This is a genomic window from Roseomonas gilardii (genome assembly GCF_001941945.1).
Lineage (GTDB): Bacteria > Pseudomonadota > Alphaproteobacteria > Acetobacterales > Acetobacteraceae > Roseomonas.
This window is the reverse complement of record NZ_CP015583.1, coordinates 3521189-3547718: the sequence shown is the minus strand read 5'-3', so window position 1 is coordinate 3547718 and position 26530 is coordinate 3521189. Positions and strand designations below refer to the sequence as shown.

At 70.6% G+C, this 26530-nt stretch carries 20 protein-coding genes and 1 pseudogene; 13 read left to right on the top strand and 8 right to left on the bottom strand.

All coding sequences use genetic code 11. The features are described 5' to 3' along the window. Nucleotides 1-18: 18 nt before the first annotated feature. The 7 genes and pseudogenes from mutL to RGI145_RS16155 all read right to left on the bottom strand — a co-directional run bounded on the left by mutL (nt 19) and on the right by RGI145_RS16155 (nt 7482). Complete coding sequence (mutL, locus tag RGI145_RS16185) at nt 19-1929, bottom strand: DNA mismatch repair endonuclease MutL (RefSeq protein WP_075799162.1); 1911 nt, start codon at nt 1927-1929, stop codon at nt 19-21. A gap of 136 nt (nt 1930-2065) precedes the next feature. Then, nucleotides 2066-2847, bottom strand: a pseudogene (locus tag RGI145_RS16180) (succinate dehydrogenase iron-sulfur subunit). A 17-nt stretch (nt 2848-2864) separates the two neighbouring features. Continuing rightward, entirely contained in the window at nt 2865-4679 is a 1815-nt protein-coding gene (sdhA, locus tag RGI145_RS16175) for a succinate dehydrogenase flavoprotein subunit (RefSeq protein WP_075799161.1), read from the bottom strand. Between the two features lie 202 nt (nt 4680-4881). Beyond that, nucleotides 4882-5277, bottom strand: coding sequence for a succinate dehydrogenase, hydrophobic membrane anchor protein (gene sdhD, locus RGI145_RS16170; RefSeq protein ID WP_075799160.1), 396 nt, complete (start codon nt 5275-5277; stop codon nt 4882-4884). A 19-nt stretch (nt 5278-5296) separates the two neighbouring features. Next, the gene (gene sdhC, locus RGI145_RS16165; protein ID WP_237183100.1) at nt 5297-5746 is read right to left on the bottom strand and encodes a succinate dehydrogenase, cytochrome b556 subunit; all 450 of its coding nucleotides are present in this window, start codon (nt 5744-5746) and stop codon (nt 5297-5299) included. Between the two features lie 214 nt (nt 5747-5960). Beyond that, nucleotides 5961-6233, bottom strand: a complete 273-nt coding sequence (locus RGI145_RS16160) for a hypothetical protein (protein ID WP_075799158.1) — start codon at nt 6231-6233, stop codon at nt 5961-5963. Nucleotides 6234-6450: 217 nt separating this feature from the next. Next, nucleotides 6451-7482: an aspartate-semialdehyde dehydrogenase gene (locus RGI145_RS16155; RefSeq protein ID WP_075799157.1), complete on the bottom strand. Its 1032-nt coding sequence runs from the start codon at nt 7480-7482 to the stop codon at nt 6451-6453. A gap of 173 nt (nt 7483-7655) precedes the next feature. Here RGI145_RS16155 and RGI145_RS16150 point away from each other — a divergent pair, with 173 nt between their 5' ends. The 4 genes from RGI145_RS16150 to RGI145_RS16135 all read left to right on the top strand — a co-directional run bounded on the left by RGI145_RS16150 (nt 7656) and on the right by RGI145_RS16135 (nt 13182). Then, a complete protein-coding gene (locus RGI145_RS16150) occupies nt 7656-9044 on the top strand; it encodes a M16 family metallopeptidase (RefSeq protein WP_075799156.1) in 1389 nt (462 codons plus the stop codon). Next, complete coding sequence (locus tag RGI145_RS16145; protein ID WP_075799155.1) at nt 9041-10348, top strand: M16 family metallopeptidase; 1308 nt, start codon at nt 9041-9043, stop codon at nt 10346-10348. Before RGI145_RS16150 ends, RGI145_RS16145 begins: the two co-directional genes overlap by 4 nt. A gap of 130 nt (nt 10349-10478) precedes the next feature. After that, a complete protein-coding gene (pgi, locus tag RGI145_RS16140) occupies nt 10479-12119 on the top strand; it encodes a glucose-6-phosphate isomerase (RefSeq protein WP_075799154.1) in 1641 nt (546 codons plus the stop codon). A 40-nt stretch (nt 12120-12159) separates the two neighbouring features. After that, nucleotides 12160-13182 (top strand): Gfo/Idh/MocA family protein, encoded by a 1023-nt coding sequence (locus RGI145_RS16135; protein ID WP_075799153.1) that lies wholly within the window; start codon nt 12160-12162, stop codon nt 13180-13182. Between the two features lie 42 nt (nt 13183-13224). On the opposite strand, the gene RGI145_RS16130 is transcribed toward RGI145_RS16135, so the two are convergent. Beyond that, nucleotides 13225-13809 (bottom strand): manganese efflux pump MntP, encoded by a 585-nt coding sequence (locus RGI145_RS16130; RefSeq protein WP_075799152.1) that lies wholly within the window; start codon nt 13807-13809, stop codon nt 13225-13227. 211 nt (nt 13810-14020) lie between these two features. On the opposite strand from RGI145_RS16130, the gene RGI145_RS16125 reads away from it, so the two are divergent. From RGI145_RS16125 to RGI145_RS16085, 9 genes are all read left to right on the top strand, one after another. Beyond that, nucleotides 14021-15187 (top strand): amidohydrolase/deacetylase family metallohydrolase, encoded by a 1167-nt coding sequence (locus tag RGI145_RS16125; RefSeq protein ID WP_075799151.1) that lies wholly within the window; start codon nt 14021-14023, stop codon nt 15185-15187. Nucleotides 15188-15414: 227 nt separating this feature from the next. Beyond that, nucleotides 15415-16608 (top strand): cell division protein ZapE, encoded by a 1194-nt coding sequence (gene zapE / locus RGI145_RS16120; RefSeq protein ID WP_075799150.1) that lies wholly within the window; start codon nt 15415-15417, stop codon nt 16606-16608. Between the two features lie 56 nt (nt 16609-16664). Continuing rightward, the gene (locus tag RGI145_RS16115) at nt 16665-17177 is read left to right on the top strand and encodes a hypothetical protein (RefSeq protein ID WP_075799149.1); all 513 of its coding nucleotides are present in this window, start codon (nt 16665-16667) and stop codon (nt 17175-17177) included. A gap of 376 nt (nt 17178-17553) precedes the next feature. Beyond that, nucleotides 17554-18507 (top strand): malate dehydrogenase, encoded by a 954-nt coding sequence (mdh, locus tag RGI145_RS16110; RefSeq protein WP_027280627.1) that lies wholly within the window; start codon nt 17554-17556, stop codon nt 18505-18507. A gap of 63 nt (nt 18508-18570) precedes the next feature. Next, nucleotides 18571-19764: an ADP-forming succinate--CoA ligase subunit beta gene (gene sucC / locus RGI145_RS16105; protein WP_019460868.1), complete on the top strand. Its 1194-nt coding sequence runs from the start codon at nt 18571-18573 to the stop codon at nt 19762-19764. Nucleotides 19765-19767: 3 nt separating this feature from the next. Further along, nucleotides 19768-20658 (top strand): succinate--CoA ligase subunit alpha, encoded by an 891-nt coding sequence (gene sucD / locus RGI145_RS16100; protein ID WP_075799148.1) that lies wholly within the window; start codon nt 19768-19770, stop codon nt 20656-20658. A gap of 239 nt (nt 20659-20897) precedes the next feature. Then, entirely contained in the window at nt 20898-23777 is a 2880-nt protein-coding gene (locus RGI145_RS16095; RefSeq protein WP_075799147.1) for a 2-oxoglutarate dehydrogenase E1 component, read from the top strand. A 22-nt stretch (nt 23778-23799) separates the two neighbouring features. Further along, nucleotides 23800-25047: a 2-oxoglutarate dehydrogenase complex dihydrolipoyllysine-residue succinyltransferase gene (odhB, locus tag RGI145_RS16090; protein ID WP_075799146.1), complete on the top strand. Its 1248-nt coding sequence runs from the start codon at nt 23800-23802 to the stop codon at nt 25045-25047. 146 nt (nt 25048-25193) lie between these two features. Next, the gene (locus RGI145_RS16085; RefSeq protein WP_075800132.1) at nt 25194-26516 is read left to right on the top strand and encodes an LLM class flavin-dependent oxidoreductase; all 1323 of its coding nucleotides are present in this window, start codon (nt 25194-25196) and stop codon (nt 26514-26516) included. Nucleotides 26517-26530 lie beyond the last annotated feature (14 nt).

The window sequence follows — 26530 nt, the reverse complement described above, 5'->3', positions numbered from 1 at the left end:
TGACCGGCGGGGGACGGCTCAGCGCCGGCCGAACATCTTCTCCAGCATCGGCTTGTCCATGCGCAGGAAGGTCGGGCGGCCGTGGGAGCAGGTGGCGGCGCGGGGCGTCGCCTCCATGGCCCGCAGCAGGGCCGACATCTCGGCGGTGTTCAGGCGGCGACCGGCCCGCACGCTGCCGTGGCAGGCCAGCCGCGCGATGGCGGCGTCGATCCGGGCCTCCAGCGCCTCGGCGCCCTTCCATTCCGCCAGCCCGTCGGCCAGGTCCTCCAGCAGCGGGCCGGGTTCCGGCGCCCCCAGCAGGGCCGGCAGGGCGCGCACCATGACCGCGCCGGGGCCGAAGCCCTCGATCTCCAGCCCCAGGCGCAGCAGCGCCGGCGCATGGTCCAGCAGACGGGCGGCGCGGGCGGGCGGCATGTCCACCACCGCGGGCAGGAGCAGCGGCTGCATCCGCACGCCGCCGGCCACGAACTGGGCGTGCAGCCGTTCCTGGGTCAGCCGCTCATGCGCGGCGTGCTGGTCCACCAGCACCAGCGCGCCGTCCGGGGCCTCGGCCAGGACATAGGTGTCCAGGAGCTGGGCCAGCGGGCGGCCCAGGGGACCGTCGGCGAGGGGAGTGTCGTCCTCGCCGGTTTCCGCCGGGCCGGGGGCGGGCGGGGCGGCGTGTTCCGGGGCGGCTTCCACCACGGTCCAGGCGCCCCCGGAACTCTCCTTGCCGGCACCGGCGGACCAGGGGGCGGCGGGCAGGCGGCGCGGCGCCAGCGGCAGGCCCGGCTGGAGTGGGGGCGGCGCGGGGAAGGTGGCGCGGGTTTCCGAGAAGCCGCTCCAGCCCGGACCCTCCGCGGGCGTCGCGGAGGCTTCCGGCCGGGGCGGGTTCCAGCCGCGCACCGTTTCCGCCAGCCCGCCGCGCAGCCCGGCCGCCAGTCCTTCCCCACCGCCGGAAGCACTGCCGGCCCCGATCCCCAGGGCCCGGCGCAGCGCGACGATCACCGCGCCGCGCACCGCGTTCGGGTCGCGGAAGCGCAGCTCCGCCTTCATCGGATGCACGTTCACATCCACCGTCGCCGGGTCGATCTCCAGGAACAGCGCGGCCATCGGGTGCCGGCCGGACACCATCACGTCGCGATAGGCCGCGCGCAGCGCCGCCTTCAGCACGGGATCGCGCACCGGGCGGCGGTTGACCACCAGATGCTGCTCCGCCGCCGTGGCGCGGGACAGGCTGGCGGGGCCGGTCAGCCCGTCCACCCGCAGATCGTCCCAGGCCCCGCCGACGCGCAGCGCGGCGGCGGCGAATTCCTCCCCCATGACCGCCGCCACGCGGCCCAGCCGGTCGTCCGGCGCCACGTCCAGCACCACGCGGCCCTCGACCTCCACACGGAAGCCGGTGCCGGGCCAGGCCATGGCGAGGCGGCGCACCGCCTCCGCCGCATGCTCCGCCTCGGTGCGGGGCTGGCGCAGGAACTTGCGGCGGGCGGGGGTGGCGAAGAACAGGTCGCGGACCTCGACCCTGGTGCCGGGGGCGCCGGAGGCCGGGGCGACCTCGCCCTTGCGGCCGCCCTCCACCGTGACCGCATGGGCCTGGCCGTCCCTCGGGCGGGAGATGATGGAAAGCCGGGCCACGGCGCCGATCGAGGGCAGGGCCTCGCCCCGGAAGCCCAGCGTGGCGATGCGGAAGAGCGTGTCCTCCTCCGGCAGCTTGGAGGTGGCGTGGCGCTCGACGCAGAGGGCCAGATCCTCCGGCCCCATGCCGCAGCCGTCATCCTCCACCAGAAGACGGTCGATGCCGCCGCCCTCGATGGTCACGGCGATGCGGGTGGCGCCGGCATCCAGCGCGTTCTCGACCAGTTCCTTCACCGCCGCGGCCGGGCGCTCGACCACTTCGCCCGCGGCGATCCGGTCGGCGGTGACGGCGGGAAGAAGGCGGATGCTCATGGGACGCTAGATGGGGCAGAGGGGGCGGGTCTGGCCAGACCCCCCACGTCGCTTCCCGCGCCGTTCCCCTCCCGGAGGGGCCGGAACGGAAAAGGGGGCCCGAAGGCCCCCTTTCCACAGTCGCGGCGCGGGGCGTTTAGCCGTCGCGCTCGACCATCATCTTCTTGATCTCGCCGATCGCCTGGGCCGGGTTCAGACCCTTCGGGCAGGTGCGGGAGCAGTTCATGATGGTGTGGCAGCGGTACAGGCGGAACGGGTCCTGCAGCGCATCCAGGCGGTCGCCGGTGTGCTCGTCCCGGCTGTCCGCGATCCAGCGATAGGCCTGCAGCAGCACGGCCGGGCCGAGATAGCGGTCGCCGTTCCACCAGTAGGAGGGGCAGGCGGTGGAGCAGCAGAAGCACAGGATGCACTCCCACAGCCCGTCCAGCTTGGCGCGCTCGTCCTTGGACTGCAGGCGCTCGGCATCGGGGGGCGGGGGGTGTCGGCCTTCAGCCAGGGCTCCACCGAACGGTACTGGGCGTAGAGCTGGTTCAGGTCGGGCACCAGATCCTTCACCACCGGCATGTGCGGCAGCGGGTTGATCTTCACGTCGCCCTTCACGTCCTCGATCGGCTTGAGGCAGGCGAGGGTGTTCAGCCCGTCGATGTTCATCGCGCAGGACCCGCAGATCCCCTCGCGGCAGGAGCGCCGGAAGGTCAGTGTGGTGTCCACCTCGTTCTTGATCTTGATCAGCGCGTCCAGGACCATCGGTCCGCACTGCGCCAGATCGATCTCGTAGGTGTCGTAGCGCGGGTTCTCGCCCGTGTCCGGGTCCCAGCGGTAGATCTTGAAGGAACGGACGTCCTTGGCGCCCGGCTCGGCCTTGTGGGTCTGGCCGACCTTGACCTGGCTGTTCTTGGGAAGCTGGAAATTGGCCATGATGCTCTGTCCGTCCCTCAGTACACGCGCGGCTTGGGCGGGAAGACCTGGACCTCGTTCGTGAGGGTGCGCATCTTCACGTCGCGGTAGTCGAGCTTGACGAGGCCGTTGCTGTCGCAGGTGGCGATGGTGTGCTTCAGCCAGTTCACGTCGTCGCGCTCGGGATAGTCCTCGTGGGCATGGGCGCCGCGGCTCTCGTGGCGCGCCTCGGCGCTGACCATGGTGCACATGGCGTTGCCCATCAGGTTGTGCAGCTCCAGCGCCTCCATCAGGTCGCTGTTCCAGACCAGGGAGCGGTCGTGGATGCGGATGTCGGACAGGCCGTCATAGACCGTCTGCATCTTGTCCACGCCTTCCTTCAGGCTGTCGGAGGTGCGGAACACCGCCGCGTGGCTCTGCATCGTGCGCTGCATGCGTTCGCGCAGCGCGGCGACGCTGGTGCCGCCCTTGGCGTTGCGCACGCCGTCGAGGCGGGAGAGCGAGGCATCGCCTGCATCCGCCGGCAGCGGCGCCTGGGTCGCGCCCGGCTTGACCGTCTCGGCGGCGCGGTGCGCGGCGGCGCGGCCGAAGACCACGAGGTCGAGCAGCGAGTTGGTGCCGAGGCGGTTGGCGCCGTGCACGGAGACGCAGGCCGCCTCGCCCACCGCCATCAGGCCGGGGACCACGCGGTCCTGGTCGTCCGCCGTCGGGTTCAGCACCTCGCAATGGATGTTCGTGGGAATGCCGCCCATGTTGTAGTGGACGGTCGGCAGCATCGGGATCGGCTCCTTGGTCACGTCCACGCCGGCGAAGATCTTCGCCGTCTCGGAGATGCCCGGCAGGCGCTCATGCAGCAGCTCGGCGCCCAGATGCTCCAGGTGCAGGTGGATGTGGTCCTTCTTCGGGCCGACGCCGCGGCCCTCGCGGATCTCCATCGACATGGCGCGCGAGACGACGTCGCGCGAGGCGAGGTCCTTCGCGGTCGGCGCGTAGCGCTCCATGAAGCGCTCGCCCTCGGAATTGGTGAGGTAGCCGCCCTCGCCGCGCGCGCCTTCGGTCACGAGGCAGCCGGAGCCGTAGATGCCGGTCGGGTGGAACTGCACGAATTCCGGGTCCTGCAGCGGCAGGCCGGCGCGCAGCACCATGCCGCCGCCATCGCCCGTGCAGGTGTGGGCGGAGGTGCAGGAGAACCAGGCGCGGCCATAGCCGCCGGTGGCGAGCACCACGGTCTGGGCACGGAAGCGGTGGATGGAGCCGTCCTCCAGGCACCAAGCCATCACGCCGCGGCAGGCGCCTTCCTCCATGATGAGGTCGAGGGCGAAGTATTCGACGAAGAACTCGCAGTTGTGCTTCAGCGACTGCTGGTAGAGCGTGTGCAGGATGGCATGGCCGGTGCGGTCGGCCGCGGCGCAGGCGCGCATCGCGGGGGTCTTGCCGTAGTTCTGCATGTGGCCGCCGAAGGGCCGCTGGTAGATCTTGCCGTCCTCGGTGCGGGAGAACGGCACGCCATAGTGCTCCAGCTCGATGATCGAGGGCACGGCCTCGCGGCACATGTACTCGATGGCGTCCTGGTCGCCGAGCCAGTCCGACCCCTTCACGGTGTCGTACATGTGCCAGCGCCAGTCGTCCTCGCCCATGTTGCCCAGCGCGGCGCCGATGCCGCCCTGCGCCGCCACGGTGTGGGAGCGGGTGGGGAAGACCTTGGTGATACAGGCCGTCTTCAGGCCCGCGGCGCCCATGCCGAAGGTGGAGCGCAGCCCGGCGCCGCCGGCCCCCACCACCACGACGTCATAGGTATGGTCCACCACCCGGTAGGCCGCGCCGCCGATTCCCGGCTTGCTGATCGCGTTCATCTCAACCGCCTCGTCCGAAGCTCGTCCGCGCGGTCAGTGAGCTGGGCAGAAGGAGTGTTCCGCCCGTCCCGGCGCCGCCCGGCACCAAATTCCTGGGAAAGCCGGCCCAGGGGCCGGCCCTTGCTGTCTAAATTGGCCCTGCGCCGCGATTCCGCCAGCCGGGAAGGCCGGGGTTGCCGCCTGCGGCAGGGCATCGGCCCGTTCAGACCGCGATCCGCAGCACCGCCAGCGCGGCGAAGAGGGCGAGGATCAGGCAGACCGCCTTCTGCAGCAGGTCCACCGCCTTGCGCGTGCTCTCGGGGCGGACATAGTCCTCGATCACCACCTGCAGCCCGGCCGCGGTGTGGTGGAAGCCGATGCCGATGTAGAGCAGCAGCAGCACGGCGTGGAAGGGATGCCCGATCCAGGCCAGCACCCGCTCGTAGGGGGCGCCGGCCAGGCCGGCGACGCCGAAGGTGAACCAGATGGTCAGCGGCAGCAGGGCCATGGAGGTGATCCGCTGCATCCACCAGTGATGCGTGCCGCCCTTGGCGGAACCCAGGCCGCGCACCCGGCCGAGCGGGGTCTGCAGACGCAGGGCTTCGTGATGTTGGCTCATGCTCGTCGCGTCCCTTCGCTCAGCGGATCCAGGCCACCAGGGCGACGATCCAGGTGATGGCCGTCAGCGCCGCGGTGGCGATCAGCACCAGGCGGCCGGTGCGGTAGGTGGTGGGGATGTCGAAGCCGTAGCCGGCATCCCAGAGGAGGTGCCGGATGCCGTTCAGCGTGTGGTACCAGGCCACGGCGGTCAGGCCCATGAGCACGATCACGCCGACGAAGGAGCCGGCGAACCACTGCACCCAGGCGAAGGCGCGGGGGCCGGAGGCGGCGGCGGCCAGCCACCAGACCATGAAGAGCAGCCCCGCCACCCAGGCGCATCCGGTGATGCGGTGGCTGATGGACATGGCACTGGTGATCTGCAGCATGTCATAGGCCTGCAGATGGGGGGAAAGCGGGCGGCGGACGGGCTTGCCATCGGAACGCCGGCCGTTGAACATCGCCTCGCGTGCGTCTTGTCCGCTCGCCATGCCGCTCCTCGTCCTCATCTCACCGAGGTCCGGGCGGCCTGGAACTGCCGGCGCGGCCGGGCCTCGTGTTGCAATAATCCGTGTCGGGGGCCTTTTAGGTTACGGCTTCGCACAACGTCAACGCGGCCTGGAATAACCTTGCTGATGCGGGACAAAAAAGAAAGGGGAGGCTTGGCCTCCCCGCAAGTAAACTGCGAATGCTTCGCAATACAAGTCACCAGCCGCGATAGTAGCCTCGCGGGGGGCCGTAGCCGCCGTAATAGGGGCGCTGCGGCGTGGTGATGGCGCCGCCCACGGCGCCGATCGCGCCGCCCAGCAGGGCGCCGGTCGCCGGATCGCCGCCGGTCAGCCCCGCCACGGCCGCGCCGCCACCGGCGCCGAGAAGGCCGCCGCCCAGGGCGCGCTGGCCGGGGCTGTAGGGGTTGCTGCAGGCCGCGAGGCCCAGCAGGGCCGCGACGACCGCGCTGGTTCGCAGAACGCGACGCATCTGGTCTTCCTCCTTCGCAGGACTTCCGTACTGCGAAGGAGGCTGGGGGCCGGTCGGGGCGCCTTTGCGGCGCCCGCCGGGCCTGAAAGAGAAGAATTGGGGCGGGGCCGCCCTTTTTGGCGGTGCCCCCGGCCCCGGCCTTCCCGTCCGGGACGCATGCCTGGATTGTGCTGCGGTGCGGGATGGAGGGGCGCCCGGCCCCTCCGACTCGGCCCGTTCAGGCGGCGCCGTGGCCCAGCAGGCCCTGGCGGTGCATCTCCTCGGCGATCTGCACGGCGTTCAGCGCCGCGCCCTTGCGCAGGTTGTCGGCGACGCACCAGAAGGCGAGGCCGTTCTCCACGGTCGGGTCCTGGCGGAGGCGGGAGACATAGACCGCGTCCTCGCCGGCGCATTCGATCTGGGTGACGTAGCCGCCATCCTCCCGCTGGTCGTGGACGATGAGGCCCGGGGCCTCGCGCAGCGCCTCGCGCGCCTGCTCCACGGTGATCGGGCGCTCGAACTCCACATGCACCGCCTCGCCATGGCCGATGAAGACGGGCACGCGGACGGCGGTGGCGAAGACCTTGATGTCGGGGTCGAGGATCTTGCGGGTCTCGACCGCCATCTTCCACTCCTCCTTGGTGGCGCCGTCCTCCATGAAGCGGTCGATATGCGGGATGCAGTTGAAGGCGATGGGCTTGGTGAACTGCTCCGGCGCGGCGGCGTCGTTCACGAAGACGCCCCGGGTCTGGGCGAAGAGCTCGTCCATCGCTTCCTTCCCCGCGCCGGAGACGGACTGGTAGGTCGAGACCACCACGCGGATGATCCGGGCCAGGTCGTGCAGCGGCTTCAGCGCCACCACCATCTGGATGGTGGAGCAGTTGGGGTTGGCGATGATGCGGCGCTTGCGGAAGCCCTTCAGCGCCTGCGGGTTCACCTCCGGCACCACCAGCGGCACGTCCGGCTCCATGCGGAACTGGCTGGTGTTGTCGATCACCACGCAGCCCGCCTCGGCGGCGCGGGGGGCATGGATGGCGGAGACCGAGGCGCCGGGGCTGAACAGGGCGAGGTCGGTGCCGTGGAAGTCGTACTTGTCCAGGCTCTGGACCTTGAGGACCTTGTCCTCTCCGAAGGAGACCTCGGCCCCGGCGGAGCGGCCGGAGGCGAGCGCCACCACCTCGCCCACCGGGAACTGGCGCTCGGCCAGGGTCTTGAGCATCTCGCGGCCCACCGCCCCGGTGGCGCCGACGACGGCGACCTTGTAGCTCATCTGGGTTCGGACCCCTCTGTGTTTCACGTGATCGGGTTTCACGTGATCGGACGGAAAGGCGGCACTTAGGGCGCCGGTCCCGCCCGCCGCAACCCCGGGGAGTTGATCCCTCTCCGGGTGGCCACCGGGGCATGGTGGAAAAATCAACAGCCTTCCGCCATCTTGGGGTGGACATGTCCCTGACCCGACGTGCCGCGCTCGCCGCGGCGGCCAGCCTGCCCCTCGCCCCGCCCGCCCTGCGGGCCCAACCCCCGGAAGGCGCCCCCGCCGGGGAGAAGCGCCTGTTCGATGCCGGGCTCTGGCGCCTGCCCAACGGGCTGCGCGTGGCCCATATCGAGAACCGCCGGGCGCCGGTGGTGGCGCACTACCTTTATTATGGCGTCGGCGCGGGGGACGACCCGGCCGGGCGCTCCGGCACCGCCCACTTCCTTGAGCACATGATGTTCAAGGGCAGCCCGAACGTCGCCTCGGGCGAGTTCAACCAGCGCGTGGCGCGGGAGGGCGGGCAGGACAATGCCTATACGTCCCGCGACGTGACCGCCTATCACCAGACGGTCGAGGCGTCCCGCCTGCAGCTCATGGCGATGATGGAGGCCGACCGGATGCGCGCGGTGGCGCTGCCGGAGGCGGAGGTCGAGCCGGAGCGCAACGTGATCCTGGAGGAGCGGCGGCAGCGCACCGACGCCAATCCGCGCGCCCGGTTCCAGGAGGCCTACTACGCCGCCATGTGGGGGAAGCAGCACTGGCACGGGCGGCCGATCATCGGCTGGCCGGAGGATATCCGGGCGATCACGCGCCAGGACCTGCTGGATTTCCACAGCCACTGGTATGCGCCGGGCAATGGCGTGCTGGTGGTCTGCGGCGCGGTGAGCGAGGAGGAGCTGCGCCGGGTGGTGGAGGCCGAGTATGGCGGCATCCCGGCCCGCGAGCTGGCGACGCAGGCGGCCGACCGTGGCCGCGCGCCCCCGCCCGAGGCGCCGCTGGAGGCGCGGCTGGTGCGCAACGACGCCCAGGTGCGGGAGGCGCAGTACCTGCGTTCCTGGATCGCGCCGACGCTCACCTGGGGCGAGACCGGCCTGGCGGAGCCGCTGGAAGTGCTGGCGCATCTCTTCGGCGGCGGCGCGGGGTCGCGGCTGCACCGGGCACTGGTGGAGACGGGGATCGCCGTCTCGGCCGGGTGCTACTACGATTCCGACGATCTCGGCGCGGGCACGCTGATGCTCTATGCCACGCCCGGGCGCGACGTGGCCCCGGCGAAGCTGGAGGCGGCGATGGAGGCCGAGGTCGCGAGGCTGCTGGACCAGGGCGTGACCGAGATGGAGGTCGCCCGCTCCAAGCGGCAGGTGACGGCGGGCGCGCTGCTGGCGCTGGACGGGCTGGGCGCCGCGCCCCGCATGTTCGGCCATGTCCTGTCGGTCGGGCTGGGGCCGGAGGTGGTGGAGTTCTGGCCCACCCGCATCCGCGCCGTGACCGATGCGCAGGTGGCGGCCGCCGCCCGTTCCGTCTTCACCCATCCCTCCATCACGGGCTGGCTGCTGCCCGAGGGCGTGAGCGCATCGTGACCTCTTCCTCCCTGAACCCGCCGGCCTCGCATCCGCAGGCCGGCTTCTCCCTGCCGATCCGCGAGGTCACCGCGCCGGGCGGGCTGTCCGCCTGGCTGGCCGAGGACCATTCCGTGCCGGTGGTTTCGCTGGCCTGGAGCTGGTCGGGCGGAGCCTCGCTCGACCCCGAGGGGCAGGAGGGCGCCGCCGCCATGGCCGCCGCGCTGCTGACCGAGGGGGCCGGCGAGCTGCCCGCCGCGCAGTTCCAGGACGCGCTGCGCGATGCAGCGATCGGCCTTTCCTTCCACAGCGACCGCGACGGCTTCGAGGGCGGCTTCCGCGCGCTGAGCGATGCGCTGCCGGAGGCGGCGCGGCTGGCGCGGCTGGCCATGCTTTCGCCGCGCTTCGATGCCGAGGCGGTGGGGCGGGTGCGGGCGCGGGCCATCGCCGGCGCCCGGCAGCAGCTTGAAGGGCCGCGCGGGCAGGCGAACCGCGCCTTCTGGGCGCAGGCCTTTCCGGGCAGCCCCTATGGCCGCCCGCCCGGCGGCACGGCGGAGAGCCTCGCCGCCCTGCCCGTGGAGGCGATCCGCGCCGCCGCCACCCGTCACCTGCGCCGGGACGGGCTGGTGATCGCGGCCGCCGGGGCGATCGGGCCCGAGGCCTTCTCGGCCCTGCTCGCCGATGTCTTCGGCGCGCTGCCGACGGGCGAGGCGCCCGAGGCGCCGCCGCTGCCGGACTTCGCCCTGCCGGCCCTGGCCGGGCCCGGGCCTGTGGTGGTGCCGGTGGATGCGCCGCAATGCGCCGTGCTCTTCGGCCAGCCGGGCCTGCCGGTGCGCGACCCGGACTGGGAGGCGGCGCAGGTGGCGCTGCGCGTGCTGGGCGGGGGCGGCTTCTCCTCCCGCCTGATGCAGGAGGTGCGGGTCAAGCGCGGCCTGTCCTACGGCATTGGCGCCGGGCTGGACGTGATCGCGGGGCAGGGCCTCGTCACCGGTTCGGTGGCCACGGAGAATGCCCGCGTCACCGAGACGCTGAACGTGCTGCGCGCGGAATGGGCGCATATGGCGGCGGAGGGCCCGACCCAGGCGGAGATGGAGGAGGCGATCTCCTACCTCACCGGCAGCCTGCCGCTGCAGTTCACCGATAGCCGGCGCACCGCTTCCATCCTGATGAGCCAGCGCCGCAACGGCCGCCCGGCGGACTGGCTGGCGAAGCGGCCGGAGCGGCTGGCGGCGCTGACGCGGGAGGGCGTGGCCAAGGTGGCGGCGCGCGTGCTGCAGCCGGCGCGCCTGGGCGCGGTGGTGGCGGGAAAGCCGGAAGGGATCTGATCCAGGCGCGGGGCCGGGGCCGCCGTCAGGCACGGGCGTGCAACGCCCGCGCCCGTTCCCGCGCTGGGTCAGGCGAGATTGCCCGCGCGGAGCGGGCCCGACGGACCGGAACTGAGGGAGAGGGGATCGCATGCCGCAGGAAGCCGACACCACGGCGAGGTGGACGGAGATCGCATCCCTGGCGCGGGCGCCGGGGGCCTCGGCGATCCGGCCGCTCTTCGCCGCCGATCCGGGCCGGGCGGAGCGGTTCACCTTCCGCGCCGATGGGGTGACGCTGGACCTGTCGAAGACCTCACTGAGCCCGGAGGTGCTGCGGGCGCTGCTCGGCCTGGCGGGGGCGCGCGACGTGGCGGGGCGGCGCCGGGCCATGGCGGCGGGCGAGCGGATCAACGTGACCGAGGACCGCGCGGTGCTGCACATGGCGCTGCGGGCGCCGCGCGGCACCTTCCGGGCGCTGGAGCGGGACGGGGAGGAGGATGCCTCGGCCAGCGTCGTCGACACGCTGGAGGCGATGCGGGCCTTCACCCTGCGGACCCATGCGGGCCAGCCCTATACGGATGTGCTGAACATCGGCATCGGCGGCTCGGATCTCGGGCCGCAGATGGTGGTGCGGGCGCTGCACCGGCATGACAGCCCGATGCGGGCGCACTGGCTTTCCAATGCCGATGGCCATGCCTGGGAGGCGCTGCGGCACCAGCTCGATCCGGCGCGGACGCTGGTGCTGGTGGCTTCCAAGACCTTCACCACCGCCGAGACCATGTCCAACGCGCATCTGGTGCGGGACTGGCTGCGCGCCGCGCTGGGGGAGGCGGGCGACCGGCATCTCGTGGCGCTCTCCACCAACCGGAAGGCCACCGCGGCATTCGGCGTGCCGGAAGACCAGGTCTTCGGCTTCCGCGACTGGGTGGGCGGGCGGTTCAGCCTGTGGTCGGCGGTGGGGCTGTCCATCGCGCTGTCCTGCGGCTGGCTCGCCTTCGAGCGGCTCCTGGCCGGGGCGCGGGCGATGGACGAGCATTTCCTCGCCGCGCCGGATGCGGAGAACCTGCCGCTGCTGATGGCGCTGGCCGAGGTGTGGCATGTGGACGGGCTTGGCTACGGCACCCGCGCGGTGCTGCCTTATGACGAGCGGCTGGCCCGCTTCCCGGCGCATCTGCAGCAGTTGGAGATGGAATCCCTCGGCAAGCGCGTGACGCTGGAGGGGCTGCCGGTGGCGCACAACACCGGGGCGGTGGTCTTCGGCGAGCCGGGGACCAACGCGCAGCACTCCTTCATGCAGTTGCTGCACCAGGGCACCACGCCGGTGCCGGCGGATATCGTGTTGGTGGCGCGGCCGGATCATCACTTCCCGGCCAGCCATCGCCTGCTGCTGGCCAATGGGTTGGCCCAGGCCGAGGCGCTGCTGCGGGGCCGCGATGCCGAGGAGGTGCGGGCCGAGATGCTGAAGGCCGGCAAGTCCGCGGCGGAGGTCGAGGCACTGCTGCCGCACCGGCTCTTCCCCGGCGACCGGCCGAGCACCACGATCCTGATCCCGGAGCTGACGCCCTTCACCCTGGGGCAGCTCGTGGCGCTGTACGAGCACAAGGTCTTCTGCCTCGGCGCGCTGTGGGACGTGAATGCCTTCGACCAGTGGGGCGTGGAGCTGGGCAAGCAACTGGCCAGCGCGATCCTGCCGGAGCTCACCGGGCCGGTGGGGCAGGGGCATGACGGTTCCACCGTCGCGCTGATTGGCGCGCTGAAGCGGCTCTGGCCGGAGGGAACGGGGCAGGGCTAGGCTTTCCAGCCCGGCAGCGGCGCCGGGAGGGAGGGGCATCATGGAACGGATCGGCGTCGCGGTGGTGGGGCTGGGTCCCGCCGCCCAGCCACATGCGCGCAGCCTGCTGGACCTGGCGGACCAAGCCGAAGTCGTCTGGGCCGCCAGCCGGACGCGGGAGCGGGCGGAGGCTTTCGCGCGGGATTTCCCCTTTCCGGTCACGACCGATATCGGCGCCGCCATCGCCGATCCGCGCGTCCAGGCGGTGCTGGTGCTCACCCCACCGGCGGCGCATCTGGAGGTGGCGCGGCGCTGCCTCGATGCGGGCCGGCATGTGTTGGTGGAGAAGCCGCTGGAGCTGGATGCCGCTCGGGGCGCAGTCCTGGTTGAGGCCGCGCGGCGGGCCGGGCTCCGCCTCGGCGTGATGCTGCAGCACCGTTTCCGCCCGGCCAGCCTGCGGTTGCGTACGGTGCTGGAGAGCGGGGCTCTGGGCGTGGTGCAGGCGGCCTCGATGAGCGTGCCGTGGTGGCGGCCGCAGAGCTATTACGATGAGCCGGGGCGCGGCACGCGGGCGCGCGATGGCGGTGGCGTGCTGCTGACCCAGGCGATCCATACGCTGGACCTGTTCCGCTCCCTGGTCGGGATCAATGCCGTGACGGCGGCGGAGGCGCGGACCACGGCGCTGCACCGGATGGAGACGGAGGATTACGTCGCCGCGCTGCTGCGGCTGGGGAATGGCGCGCCGGGGACGCTGATGGCCACCACCGCCTTTCCGCCGGGGCAGCCGGAGCGGATCGAGGTGATCGGTGCCAGGGGCTCGGCCAGCCTGGTGGGCGGGGCGTTGGACCTCGCCTGGGCCGATGGGCGGCGGGAACGGATGGAGGCCGAGGGCAGCACCGGCAGCGGGGCGAACATCATGGACTTCCCGCATGACGCGCACCGGGCGCTGATCGCCGATTTCCTGGAGGCTTGCCGCGAGGGAAGGGCGCCCGCCGTGTCCGGGGAGGAGGCGCTGGAATCGCAGCGCTGGGTGGAGCGTATCCTGGCCCGGGCCGCGGGGAAGGCTGGGGCGGAGAGGGGCTAGGCGCCCCGCGCGCCCCGACGCGGCGGGGCGGTCCGGCGGGGCTCAGCCCGCGACGAGGTGCTCGACCAGGATCCAGCCGCCCAGGCCCATCAGGAAGATGCCACCCAGCCCTTCGGCCCAGCGCCCGAAGCGGCCGCCGACATAGCGGCCCACGAGGATGCCGGCGCTGGCCATGACGAAGGTGGCGAGGCCGATGGCGCCGGCCACCACGGCGATGTTCACGTCCAGCATGGCCAGGGAGACGCCAACGGCCATGGCGTCCAGGCTGGTGCCGATGGCGGTCGCCACCAGGATCGCCAGCCCGTGGCGGCGGGGGCGGGCGTTGTCTTCCGCCTCGTCCCGTGCGCGGAGCGCGCCGAGCAGCATGTGGAGGCCGATGGCGCCCAGCAGGGCGAAGGCGACCCAGTGGTCGACGGCAGCGACATAGGTACTGGCGGCGAAGCCGGCGGCCCAGCCGAGCAGGGGGGTGATCGCCTCGATGCTGCCGAAGACGAGGCCGGTCCGCAGCGCCTCGCCCCAGCGCGGACGGGCCAGGGAATTGTCCAGCGCGGCGCCCTTGGCCAGGGCGGCGGCGAAGGCATCCGTGGACATGCTGAGCGAGAGCATGGCGATGGTGGCGGGCGTCATGGCGTCATCCGGCGATCGTGGCTCGCGGATAGATGTGATGGATGTGCAAGTCAACAGATGAACACATGTTTGATTGTTTGCTGTAACTGAGGGACTGGGCCGTCCGGCAGCGAGCTGGACGGCGGGGCTAAATTTTCCGGCCCTGGCGCTGACGGCGGCGCGCGATCTGCTCTAGCGTCCCGGCCCGATCGCATTTGCGGAGTCTTCTGCCATGTCCTTTGACCTCATCCTTACCGGCGGGCGGGTGATCGATCCGTCCCAGAAGATCGACGGGGTCATGGATGTCGCCTTTTCCGGCGGCAAGGTCGCGAAGCTGGGCAAGGGGCTGGAGGCCGGGCCGGAGACGGATGTGCGCGACGTGTCGGGCTACATCGTCTCGCCCGGGCTGATCGACCTGCACACCCATGTCTATGACGGCGGCACCTCGCTCGGCATCAATGCGGAGCATTTCGCGCGGATCTCCGGCGTCACCACGGCCGTCGATACGGGCAGCGCGGGGCCGGGCAACTGGCCGGGCTTCCGCCACCATGTGATCGAGCGCAGCCAGGTGCGTATCCTGGCCTATCTCCATGTCTCGCATGCCGGCATCTACGGCTTCTCCAAGCGCGTGATGGTCGGCGAGAGCGGCGACCTGCGGCTGATGAACCCGATCGAGGCGGTGCAGGTGGCCGATGCCAACCGCGACGTGATCGTGGGCATCAAGGTGCGTGTCGGGCTGCATGCCTCGGGCAATTCCGGCACCGTGCCGCTCGACATCGCGTTGCAGGTGGCGGACGAGGTCGGCATGCCGCTGATGGCACATATCGACCATCCGCCGCCCTCCTACGAGGAGGTGGTGAACCGGCTGCGTCCGGGCGACATCCTGACCCATTGCTTCCGGCCCTTCCCGAACGCGCCGATCACCGCGCAGGGGCGGGTGAAGGACGTGGTGCTGGCGGCGCGGGAGCGCGGCGTGATCTTCGACATCGGCCACGGCCAGGGCAGCTTCGCCTTCAAGACCGCCCGCGCCATGTTGGCCAACGGCTTCCCGCCGGACACCATTTCCTCCGACGTGCACGCGCTCTGCATCAACGGCCCGGCCTTCGACCAGGTGACCACCCTGTCGAAGTTCCTCTGCCTCGGCATGCCGCTGGACGAGGTGATCGCCCGCTCCACGGTCGAGGCGGCCCGGGCGCTGAAGCGGCCGGAGCTGGGCACGCTGAAGCCGGGCAGCGTGGGCGATGCCACCATCCTCTCAGTGAAGGAGGGGAGCTTCGACTATGTGGACGTGACCGGGGAGGTGCTGAACGGCGACCGGCGCATCCTGTCCGAGGGCGTGGTGATCGGCGGCCGCTGGTGGCATCCGCAGGAGGCCGGCGCCTTCAAGCGCGCCGCCTGACGGGGCGCGGCCGAGCGGCGGGGGCGGTTTCGCCGCCCCACTGGCCTGTTCTGCCGGGGCCGCGTGCCCGTTTCGGCGCCTGCCATGGGGTGGGCAGCGTAGCCGCCCGGGGGAAATTGGCGTGAGAACACGGGGTTGGCGCGTGTTCTTCAACTGTCGTGAAAGTTACGCCGCCCCCGCATCACGCGGTTGCGATAAACCGGCGGCCAGTCTAGGACACTGTTCCGATGGACGGATCGCTGCCGGGCACTCTCGCCGATGCCCCGGCCCCCCAAGGGGAGGGGCCGCTTCCCGCCTACCGGAACAGGGTGGCGGCGGGCAATCTGCGGCCGGACCCGGCCCAGGAAGCAGCGGCGGAACGGCTCCAGGACCTTTGGCGGCGCATCCGGGGCTATGACCCGAAGCCCCTGGCCGAGCCGGCCCCCGAGGGCGGTGGGCTGCTGGGCCGGCTGTTCCGGCGCAAAGCCGCGGCCGAGGCGCTGCCGGAGGCGCCGAAGGGCCTCTACCTCGTCGGCGAGGTCGGCCGGGGCAAGTCCATGCTGATGGACCTGTTCTTCGACACGGCGGAGATCGCGCGCAAGCAGCGCATCCACTTCCACCAGTTCATGCAGGACTGCCACCGGCGCATCCACCTGTGGAAGCGTGAGAACCCCAACGGCGACGACCCGATCCCGCCGCTGGCCGACAGCATCGCCGCCAAGGCCGCGTTGCTCTGCTTCGACGAGTTCCAGGTGCATGACATCACCGATGCCATGATCCTCGGGCGGCTGTTCGAGGCGCTCTTCGCGCGCGGGGTGGTGGTGGTCGCGACCTCCAACACGGCGCCGGAGGATCTGTTCAAGGGCAAGCCGGGGCGGGACGCCTTCCTGCCCTTCATCGCGCTGATCCAGGCGCGGACCGAGCTCCTGTTCCTGGATTCGCGGCAGGATTACCGGCGCGACCGGGGGCGGTCCCTGACCACCACCTGGCACAGCCCGGATGACGGGCGGGCGGAGCGGGCGCTGGACGCGGCCTTCCGCGAGCTGACAGGGCGGGATCATGGGGAGCCCGCGCGGATCGAGATGCCGGGCCGCAGCTTCACGGTGTCGCAGGCGCATGGGGGTGTCGCGCGGGCCGGGTTCGACGAGCTCTGCGGGGCCTTCCTGGGGCCGGGGGACTATCTGGCGCTGGCGACGCGGTTCCACACCCTGATCCTGGACGGGGTGCCGCGCCTCGGGCCGGAGAATTACGACAAGGCGCGCCGTTTCATCACGCTGATCGACGCCTTGTACGAGCACCGCTGTAAGCTGGTGGCCAGTGCCGCCGCGCAGCCGGACACTCTCTATGAGCGGGGGGAGAACGCGCAGATGTTCCAGCGCACCGCCTCCCGCCTCATGGAGATGCAGAGCCGGGAGTACCTGGCGCTGCCGCATCTCGACTGAGACGCATGAAGGGGGAAGACATGCGCCGTGGATCTGTTTGGGGGAAGTTTCTGTTCGTGCTGGCGGGCTGTGGCCTGGCGGCGGTGATCGGCGCGGGGAACGCCGATGCCGCCCGCAAGGGCAGCGACAGCCATCGCGGCACGCAGGTGACGCGGAGTGTCAAGGCGAAGCCGGCGGCCACCCGGCGGGTGGCCAGTGCCGCGCCGTCGGTGCGCCGCGTTTCCGCCGCCACCGCCACCGGGCGTGGCAAGGCGGTGGCCAGCCGGTCCGTGCGCGGCTCGGCCAAGGCTGGCGGCGGGGGGCGCCATCTGGTGGCCAGCAAGCAAATGAGCCGGTCCGAGATGAAGGCCGTGGCCTCCGGCACCTGCCTGCGGCGGGATGCGCGGGGCAACTGCACGGGCGCGCGGCTGGCGAGCTTCGCCTCCTCCGCCCGGGCGGCGACGCCGCGCCGCAGCGTCTGGCATGCCGGCCTGCCGGCGCCGGAGGCCGAGCAGATGGCCTGCCCCGAGGGCACGCTGGCCACGCTGGCCCGCGGCCATACCGATACGGTCCGCTGCATGCCGCTCTGACCGGCCATTCCGGCCGGACAGGGGCCAGGGGGAGGGTGGGGGAAACCCGCCCCCGGGGCTCGGTTCCGGCGGGCAGGGCATTCCCGCTCGTCATGCAAGCCTTCGCCGGCCCGCTGCCCGGTCCATCCCGGGGGCGGGCCGTGCCGTTTCCGGCCCCCGGAGAGGAATTCGGACGGCCATTCGGGGGGGGCTGTGCCGGAAGTGAAGGCCAGGATACGCCCGGGGCCACGGGCCCCTCTTGCCTTCGCGCCCGAATGATCCTCTGTTGCATTTGCGAAGAGCGCCGGTGCCCCCGCCTTGCCGGGCCGTGCTCACGGGTCTAATCGGTCCGGCGGCCTTTCGACACACGGACGGTCCTTTTTCATAAGGAAACCCCATGGCCCGCAAGAAGATCGCGCTGATCGGCGCCGGCAACATCGGTGGCACCCTCGCCCACCTTATCGGTCTCAAGGAACTCGGTGACGTCGTCATGTTCGACGTCTTCGGTGGCGTGGCGGCCGGCAAGGCCCTGGACATCATGCAGTCCAGCCCGGTGGATGGCTTCGACAGCGCCATGTCCGGCGGGTCCGACTACGCCGCCATCGCGGGCGCGGACGTCGTCATCGTCACCGCCGGCTTCCCCCGCCAGCCGGGCATGAGCCGCGACGACCTGCTGACCAAGAATGCCGGCGTGATGGGTCAGGTGGCCGAGGGCATCAAGCAGTATGCCCCGGACGCCTTCGTGATCTGCATCACCAACCCGCTGGACGTCATGGTCTGGGCGCTGCAGCAGAAGTCCGGCCTGCCGGCGCACAAGGTGGTGGGCATGGCGGGCGTGCTCGACAGCTCCCGCTTCCGCCTCTTCCTGGCCGAGGAGTTCAAGGTCTCGGTCGAGGACGTGACCGCCTTCGTGCTCGGCGGCCATGGCGACACGATGGTGCCGCTGACCCGCTACTCCACCGTGGCCGGCATCCCGGTGCCCGACCTGGTGAAGATGGGCTGGACCACCCAGGAGAAGATCGACGCGATCGTCGCCCGCACCGCCAATGGCGGCGGCGAGATCGTGAAGCTGCTGGAGAAGGGTTCCGCCTTCTATGCCCCGGCTGCCTCCGCGGTGGCGATGGCCGAGGCCTACCTCAAGGACAAGAAGCGGGTCCTGCCCTGCGCCGTCATGCTGAACGGCGAGTACGGGCTGAAGGACTTCTACGTGGGCGTGCCGGTGGTGATCGGCGAGGGCGGCGTGGAGCGGATCGTCGAGGTCCAGTTCACGCCGGAGGAGAAGGCGGCCTTCGACAAGTCCTGCGACGCGGTGAAGAAGCTCGTCGAGGACTTCAAGAAGCTCGGCGTCTGAGAAGACATCCTGGGCCGGGGCGATCCCCCGGCCCTTTCCGCATTCAGAGAAGCGGAGACTTCCATGAACATTCATGAGTATCAGGGCAAGGAGCTGCTGCGCCGCTATGGCGTCGCGGTGCTCGACGGCTACGTCGCCAGGACCCCGGAGGAGGCCGAGGCCGCGGCGAAGAAGCTGCCGGGCCCCGTGGTCGTGGTGAAGTCGCAGATCCATGCCGGCGGGCGTGGCGCGGGCCGCTTCAAGGACGATCCGAACGGCAAGGGCGGCGTGCGCGTCGTCAAGCCGGAGGCCGCCAAGGAAGCCGCCGCCGCCATGATCGGCCACACGCTGGTCACCAAGCAGACCGGCGCCGAGGGCAAGGTCGTCAACCAGGTCTATGTGGAGGCCGGCTGCGACATCAAGCGCGAGCTGTACCTCTCCATCCTGCTGGACCGCGAGACCTCGCGCATCACCGTGATGGCCTCGACCGAGGGCGGCATGGAGATCGAGGAGGTCGCCGAGCACCAGCCGGAGAAGATCCTCAAGGTCGCCGTCGATCCGGCCACCGGCATCCAGGGCTGGCACGCGCGCAAGCTCGCCTTCGGCCTCGGGCTGGAGGGCAAGCAGGTCGGCGTCTTCACGAAGTTCGTGACGGCCATGTACCAGGCCTATACCGACCTCGACATGGCGATCGTCGAGATCAACCCGCTGGTGGTGACCGGCGCGGGTGAGGTCGTGGCGCTCGACGCCAAGGTCTCCTTCGACGACAACGCGCTGTTCCGGCACAAGGACCTTGAGGCTCTCCGCGACGAGACGGAGATGGACCCCAAGGAGCTGGACGCCGCCAAGAACGACCTGAACTACGTCGCGCTGGATGGCGAGATCGGCTGCATGGTGAACGGCGCCGGCCTGGCGATGGCCACCATGGACATCATCAAGCTCTACGGCTCCTCCCCGGCGAACTTCCTCGACGTGGGCGGCACCGCGACCGCCGACCGCGTGACCGAGGCGTTCCGGATCATCACTTCGGACAGCAACGTCAAGGGCATCCTGGTCAACATCTTCGGCGGCATCGCCAAGTGCGACATGATCGCCTCGGGCATCGTGCAGGCGGCCAAGAACCTGACCCTGAAGGTGCCCCTGGTGGTGCGCCTGGAGGGCACGAACGTGGACCTCGGTAAGAAGATCCTGGCCGAGAGCGGGCTGGCCATCATCCCCGCGGACAACCTCGCCGACGCCGCCCAGAAGGTGGTGGACGCCGTGAAGAAGGCGGCCTGAACCATGGCTATCCTCGTCGACAAGCACACCAAGGTGATGACCCAGGGGTTCACCGGGTCGCAGGGCACCTTCCACGCCGAGCAGGGCATCGCCTACGGCACCAACTATGTGGGCGGCGTGACCCCGGGCAAGGGCGGCCAGACCCATATCGGCCTGCCGGTCTTCAACACCGTGGCCGAGTGCGTGGAGAAGACGGGCGCCGATGCCTCCGTCATCTACGTGCCGCCGCCCTTCGCGGCCGATTCGATCCTGGAGGCGATCGCCGCCGAGGTCCCGCTGATCGTCTGCATCACCGAGGGCATCCCGGTGCTGGACATGGTCAAGGTGAAGCGGGCGCTGGACGGCTCCAAGTCCCGTCTGATCGGCCCGAACTGCCCGGGCGTGATCACCCCGGAGGCCTGCAAGATCGGTATCATGCCGGGCTACATCCACAAGCGCGGCTCGGTGGGCGTGGTCTCCCGCTCCGGCACCCTGACCTATGAGGCGGTGGCGCAGACCACGGCCGCGGGCCTCGGCCAGTCCACCTGCGTGGGCATCGGCGGCGACCCGGTGAAGGGCACGGACTTCCTGGACGTTCTCCAGATGTTCCTGGCGGACCCCGAGACCAAGCAGATCGTGATGATCGGCGAGATCGGTGGCCAGTCGGAGATCATCGCGGCGGAGTTCCTGGGCCAGGAGAACAAGCCCGGCACGGCGAACTACAAGCCGGTGGTGGGCTTCATCGCTGGCGCCACGGCGCCTCCGGGCCGCCGCATGGGCCATGCCGGCGCGGTGATCTCGGGCGGCAAGGACACGGCCGAGGCCAAGATGGATGCCATGCGCTCCGCCGGCATCTTCGTGGCCGACAGCCCGGCCTCGCTGGGCTCGACCATGATGAAGGCCATCAAGGGCTGAACCGTCCGGCCTGAACCGCTCCGGGGCCTGGCCCCCGGGGCGCCCTTCTTCGGGGGGCATCCCCGCGGCCGGCGGGCGGGACCTTCTTCCGCAACGCGGGCCTGATCCGCCCGTCGCGGGTGCCATCCTCCGGCCATGGTCACTATGTTTACGGACGCCGCCGCAGTATAGCGGCGGCGTTATTTGCATGTCGTCAGCCGGCTGGCCCGACGGAGGGTCGGCTCGCAGGAGGAAGACCGATGCCTGGTGTGGACATCCTCGCGACCGCGATGACGGGGGCGAATGCCGCCTTCCTCGCGGATCTCTACGCGCGTTGGGTGGAGAAGCCCGACAGCGTCGATCCTTCCTTCCAGGAACTGTTCGCGGCGCTCAACGACGATGCCCGGGCCGTGCTGGAGGATGCCACCGGCGCCTCCTGGGCGCCCCGTCCGCGCGGCGGCTTCGCCCCCGAGGAGGCCGCTCCGGCCCCGGCGAAGGGCAAGGGGGGCGCCCCCGTTGCCGCCCCGGGCGCCAGCCGACAGGAAGTGCTCGATTCGCTGCGGGCGCTCATGCTGATCCGCGTGTATCGCGTGCGCGGGCATCTGGAGGCCGATCTCGACCCGCTGGGCCTGCAGAAGAAGAAGACCCATGCCGAGCTCGACCCGGCCAGCTACGGCTTCACCGAGGCCGACTACGACCGCCCGATCTTCATCAACGGTGCCCTGGGCCGCGAGACGGCGACGCTGCGCGAGATCCTGGGGATCCTCCGCGCCTCCTATTGCGGTGCGATCGGCACCGAGTTCATGCATATCCAGGACCCTGACCAGAAGGCCTGGATCCAGAGCCGCATCGAGGGTGCGCCCTGGAAGGCCAAGGACGCCTTCGGCAAGGCCGAGAAGGCCGCGATCCTGGAGGACCTGACCGAGGCCGAGGGCTGGGAAGCCTTCTGCGCCAAGAAGTATGTCGGCACCAAGCGCTTCGGCCTGGAGGGTGGCGAGGCCACCATCGCGGCGGTGCAGGCGGTGATCGAGACGGGCGCCAAGGACGGCGTCAACGAGGTCGTGATCGGCATGGCCCATCGCGGCCGCCTGAACACGCTCGTGAACGTGGTGCGCAAGCCCTACGTCCAGCTCTTCTCCGAGTTCAAGGGCGGTTCCGCCAACCCGGACTCGGTGCAGGGTTCGGGCGACGTGAAGTACCACCTGGGCACCTCCACCGACATCGAGATCGAGGGCCGCAAGGTCCATCTCTCGCTGCAGCCGAACCCCTCCCACCTGGAATGCGTCGATCCGGTCGTGGCCGGGAAGGTGCGGGCGCGCCAGGACATGGCGGGCGACACCAAGGGCCGGAAGTCCGTGATGGGCATCCTGCTGCACGGCGACGCGGCCTTTGCCGGCCAGGGCGTGGTCTATGAGACCCTGGCGATGAGCCAGCTCATCGGCTACCGCACCGGCGGCACGGTGCATGTCGTGACCAACAACCAGATCGGCTTCACCACCACCCCGGCGCATGCCTATTCCGGCCTCTACTGCACGGACGTGGCGAAGTCGGTGCAGGCGCCGATCCTGCACGTGAACGGCGACGATGCCGAGGCCGTGGTCTTCGCCGCGCGCCTCTGCACCGAGTTCCGCCAGCGGTTCGCAGTGGATGTGGTGCTCGACATCGTCTGCTACCGCCGCCACGGCCACAACGAGACGGACGAGCCGGCCTTCACCCAGCCGCTGATGTACGCCCGCATCAAGGAGACGCCGACGGCGCGCGCCAAGTATGCGAAGCAGCTCATCGACGAGGGCTCGCTGACCGAGGCCGACGTGCAGGGCATGCTCGACGCCTACAACGCCAAGCTGGAGGATGCCTTCCAGGCCTCCGCGAGCTTCAGGCCGAACAAGGCCGACTGGCTGGAAGGCCACTGGACCGGGCTGAAGGCCCCGACCGACGAGACGGCCGATTCCGAGTATGAGACCGCCGTGTCCCTCGACGCGCTGCGCGAGGTGGGCGGTGCCCTGGCCCGGGTGCCGGCAGACTTCAACGTGAACCCGAAGATCGCGCGCCAGCTCGAAGCCAAGAAGCAGGCCATCGAGACGGGCGAGGGCATCGACTGGGCGACCGGCGAGGCGCTGGCCTTCGGCAGCCTGTTGCTGGATGGCCATCGCGTGCGCCTGTCCGGCGAGGACGTGCAGCGCGGCACCTTCTCGCAGCGTCACTGCGTGCTGATCGACCAGAAGGACCAGTCGGAATACGTTCCGCTGAACAACATCCGCGAGGGGCAGCCGCGCCTGGAGGCGTTCAACTCGCTGCTCTCCGAGTTCGGCGTGATGGGCTTCGACTATGGCTACTCGCTGGCGGACCCGCAGACGCTGGTGCTCTGGGAGGGCCAGTTCGGCGACTTCGCCAATGGCGCGCAGGTGATCATCGACCAGTTCATCGCCTCGGCGGAAACGAAGTGGCTGCGCATGTCCGGCCTCGTGCTGCTGCTGCCGCATGGCTATGAGGGCCAGGGTCCGGAGCATTCCTCCGCCCGCCTGGAGCGCTACCTGCAGCTCTGCGCCGAGAACAACATGCGCGTGGTGAACATCACCACCCCGGCCAACTACTTCCACGCCCTGCGCCGGCAGATGAAGGCCAACTACCGCAAGCCGCTGGTGCAGATGACGCCGAAGTCGCTGCTGCGGCACAAGCTGGCGGTGAGCAGCCTGAGCGAGTTCGGCCCGGGCACCGGCTTCCGCACCGTGATCCCCGAGATCGACGCGATCGCGCCGGAGGAGGAGGTCAAGCGCGTCGTGCTCTGCACCGGCAAGGTCTATTACGACCTGCTGCAGGCACGCCGCGACGCCGGGGTGAAGGATGTCGCCATCGTCCGGGTGGAGCAGATGTATCCCTTCCCGGCGAAGGCCCTGGCCACCGTCCTCGCGCCCTACAAGAAGGCCGAGGTGGTCTGGTGCCAGGAGGAGCCGGAGAACATGGGGGCCTGGACCTTCATGGACCGGCGCCTGGAGAAGGTGCTGAAGGGCCTGGACATCGCGGCCAAGCGGCCGGACTACGTGGGCCGTGCCATCGCGGCGAGCCCGGCCACCGGCCTGGCGAAGACGCATGCGGAGCAGCAGCAGGCCCTGGTGGGGCAGGCTCTCGCCCTTTCCTGACGAGACGGAACGAGAAGAATCCATGAGCGATATCCTGGTCCCCACCCTGGGTGAGAGCGTCAGCACCGCGACCGTGGCGCGCTGGCTGAAGAAGGCCGGCGAGGCGGTGAAGGCCGACGAGCCCCTGGTGGAGCTGGAGACCGACAAGGTCACGGTCGAGGTCAACGCGCCGGAGGCCGGCGTGCTGGAGGCGATCGCGGCCGACGAGGGCGCCGAGGTCGAGGTCGGCGCGCTGCTGGGCTCCATCGCCGCAGGTTCCGGTGCCGCGGCCGCCAAGCCCGCGGCCGCCCCCGCCGCGACGCCGGCGGCGCCGAAGGTCGAGGAGCCGCGCCCGGCTTCCGGCCCCGTGTCCCGCCCGGGCGGCGCCGAGACGCCGACCAAGACGGGCGATCACGCGCCGCTGCCGGCCGCCGCCAAGATGATGGCGGAGAAGGGCGTGTCCGCCGAGCAGATCGGCGCCGGCTCGGCCAAGGACGGGCGTATCGCGAAGGGCGACGTGCAGGCCTTCCTGAACCGTCCGGCCTCCGAGCCGGCGAAGCCCGCCGCGCCGAAGGCGCCGCGCGCGCCGCAGGCGGGCGAGGAGCGGGTGAAGATGACCCGCCTGCGCAAGACCATCGCCAACCGGCTGAAGGAGGCGCAGAACACCGCCGCCATGCTGACCACCTTCAACGAGGTGGACATGTCGGCCGTGATGGCGTTGCGCGCGGAGTACAAGGACGCCTTCGAGAAGAAGCAGGGCGCCAAGCTCGGCTTCATGTCCTTCTTCGTGAAGGCCTGCGTCGCCGCGCTGCAGGAATGGCCGGCGGTGAACGCGGAGATCGACGGCGACGACGTCGTCTACAAGAACTTCGTGAACATGGGCATCGCGGTCGGCGGCCCCAACGGCCTCGTCGTGCCGGTGCTGCGCAACGCGCAGGACCTGTCCTTCGCCGAGATCGAGAAGGCCATCGCCGGCTTCGGCAAGCGCGCCCGTGACGGCCAGCTGAAGCTGGAGGAACTGGCCGGCGGTTCCTTCACCATCACCAATGGCGGCATCTACGGCTCGCTGATGAGCACGCCGATCCTGAACCCGCCGCAGTCGGGCATCCTGGGCATGCACAAGATCCAGGAGCGTCCGATGGTGGTGGGCGGCAAGATCGAGATTCGCCCGATGATGTACCTGGCGCTGAGCTACGACCACCGGATCGTGGACGGCAAGGAGGCGGTGAGCTTCCTGGTCCGCGTGAAGGACGGCATCGAGGATCCGCGCCGCCTGATGCTGGGCGTCTGAAGCGACCGGCCTGTTGCCGGAGGGGAAGGGCGGGGGCTTCGGCTCCCGCCCTTTTTCATGAGCGCCTGGAAAGCCCGCCGGCACGCCTCCAAATGCTCCGGCGGGGCGACCGGCAATCCCGCCGCGTCGCGCGGGGCGATCCTGACATGACCCGACAACTGCATCTGGGCGCCTTCATGCGTCCCGTGGCCATCCACACGGGCGCCTGGCGCTATCCGGGCGCCTGGCCGGATGCGAATTTCAGCTTCGCGCATCTGCGCCATCTCGCGCGACGGCTGGAGGAGGCGAAGTTCGACGCCTTCTTCATGGCGGACCATCTGGCCGTGCTGGACATGCCGGTGAATGCGCTGAAGCGCAGCCATACCGTCACCTCCTTCGAGCCCTTCACGCTGCTGTCCGCGCTGGCGGGCGCGACGGAGCGGATCGGGCTGGTGGCGACGGCCTCCACCACCTTCGACGAGCCCTATCACATCGCCCGGCGCTTCGCCTCGCTGGACCATCTGAGCGGCGGGCGTGCCGGGTGGAACATCGTCACCACCGCGAACCCCGACGCGGCGCTGAACTTCGGCCAGGACACGCAGATGGAGCACGATGCGCGCTATGACCGCGCCCGCGAGTTCTACGATGTCGTGACAGGGCTCTGGGACAGTTTCGCCGATGACGCCTTCGTCCGCGATGCGGAGAGCGGGATCTATTTCGACCCGGCGCGGATGCATGTGCTGGATCACCATGGGCCCTACCTGAATGTGCGCGGGCCGCTGAACATCGCGCGGCCGGTGCAGGGCTGGCCGGTGATCGTGCAGGCGGGTGCCTCCGAGGCGGGGCGACAGCTCGCGGCCGAGACGGCGGAAGTGGTGTTCGGGGCCTCGCCGAATCTGGAGGCTGGCAAGAGCTTCTATCGCGACGTGAAGGGGCGCATGGAGCGGCTGGGTCGCGATCCGGATCACCTGAAGATCCTGCCCGCGGCCTTCCTGGTCGTGGCCGACAGCATCGAGGAAGCGCAGGCGGAACGGCGGCGGCTGGATTCGCTGGTGCATTACGACAGCGGCATCGCCTCGCTGAACGGGATGCTGGGCTACGATGTTTCCGGCTACGACCCGGACGGGCCGCTGCCCGAGATTCCGGAAACCAATGCCAGCCGCAGCGCGCGGGAGCGGATGATCGAGCTGGCGCGGCGGGAGAACCTGTCCATCCGGCAGCTCGCCCAGCGGGCCGGCAGCTATGCGGGGCTCGCCTTTGTTGGCACGCCGGGCAGCATCGCGGACGAGATGGAGCAGTGGCTCGTGGAGCGCGGCTCCGACGGGTTCAACGTCATGTTCTCCTGGCTGCCCGGCGGGCTGGAGGCCGTGGTGCAGAAGCTGGTCCCGGAACTCCAGCGGCGCGGAATCTTCCGGCGCGACTATGCCGGGACGACGCTGCGCGAGCATCTCGGCTTGCCACGCCCGGGGAACCGCTTCTTCCCGGGTTGAGCCGTCGGGTCTTC

What these genes read in the sequence shown, in the direction of transcription:
- mutL (WP_075799162.1), bottom strand. Translation starts at nt 1,929, where the DNA reads ATGAGCATCCGCCTTCTTCCCGCCGTCACCGCCGACCGGATCGCCGCG.
- sdhA (WP_075799161.1), bottom strand. Translation starts at nt 4,679, where the DNA reads ATGAACGCGATCAGCAAGCCGGGAATCGGCGGCGCGGCCTACCGGGTG.
- sdhD (WP_075799160.1), bottom strand. Translation starts at nt 5,277, where the DNA reads ATGAGCCAACATCACGAAGCCCTGCGTCTGCAGACCCCGCTCGGCCGG.
- sdhC (WP_237183100.1), bottom strand. Translation starts at nt 5,746, where the DNA reads ATGGCGAGCGGACAAGACGCACGCGAGGCGATGTTCAACGGCCGGCGT.
- RGI145_RS16160 (WP_075799158.1), bottom strand. Translation starts at nt 6,233, where the DNA reads ATGCGTCGCGTTCTGCGAACCAGCGCGGTCGTCGCGGCCCTGCTGGGC.
- RGI145_RS16155 (WP_075799157.1), bottom strand. Translation starts at nt 7,482, where the DNA reads ATGAGCTACAAGGTCGCCGTCGTCGGCGCCACCGGGGCGGTGGGCCGC.
- RGI145_RS16150 (WP_075799156.1), top strand. Translation starts at nt 7,656, where the DNA reads ATGTCCCTGACCCGACGTGCCGCGCTCGCCGCGGCGGCCAGCCTGCCC.
- pgi (WP_075799154.1), top strand. Translation starts at nt 10,479, where the DNA reads ATGCCGCAGGAAGCCGACACCACGGCGAGGTGGACGGAGATCGCATCC.
- RGI145_RS16135 (WP_075799153.1), top strand. Translation starts at nt 12,160, where the DNA reads ATGGAACGGATCGGCGTCGCGGTGGTGGGGCTGGGTCCCGCCGCCCAG.
- RGI145_RS16130 (WP_075799152.1), bottom strand. Translation starts at nt 13,809, where the DNA reads ATGACGCCCGCCACCATCGCCATGCTCTCGCTCAGCATGTCCACGGAT.
- RGI145_RS16125 (WP_075799151.1), top strand. Translation starts at nt 14,021, where the DNA reads ATGTCCTTTGACCTCATCCTTACCGGCGGGCGGGTGATCGATCCGTCC.
- zapE (WP_075799150.1), top strand. Translation starts at nt 15,415, where the DNA reads ATGGACGGATCGCTGCCGGGCACTCTCGCCGATGCCCCGGCCCCCCAA.
- mdh (WP_027280627.1), top strand. Translation starts at nt 17,554, where the DNA reads ATGGCCCGCAAGAAGATCGCGCTGATCGGCGCCGGCAACATCGGTGGC.
- sucC (WP_019460868.1), top strand. Translation starts at nt 18,571, where the DNA reads ATGAACATTCATGAGTATCAGGGCAAGGAGCTGCTGCGCCGCTATGGC.
- sucD (WP_075799148.1), top strand. Translation starts at nt 19,768, where the DNA reads ATGGCTATCCTCGTCGACAAGCACACCAAGGTGATGACCCAGGGGTTC.
- RGI145_RS16095 (WP_075799147.1), top strand. Translation starts at nt 20,898, where the DNA reads ATGCCTGGTGTGGACATCCTCGCGACCGCGATGACGGGGGCGAATGCC.
- odhB (WP_075799146.1), top strand. Translation starts at nt 23,800, where the DNA reads ATGAGCGATATCCTGGTCCCCACCCTGGGTGAGAGCGTCAGCACCGCG.
- RGI145_RS16085 (WP_075800132.1), top strand. Translation starts at nt 25,194, where the DNA reads ATGACCCGACAACTGCATCTGGGCGCCTTCATGCGTCCCGTGGCCATC.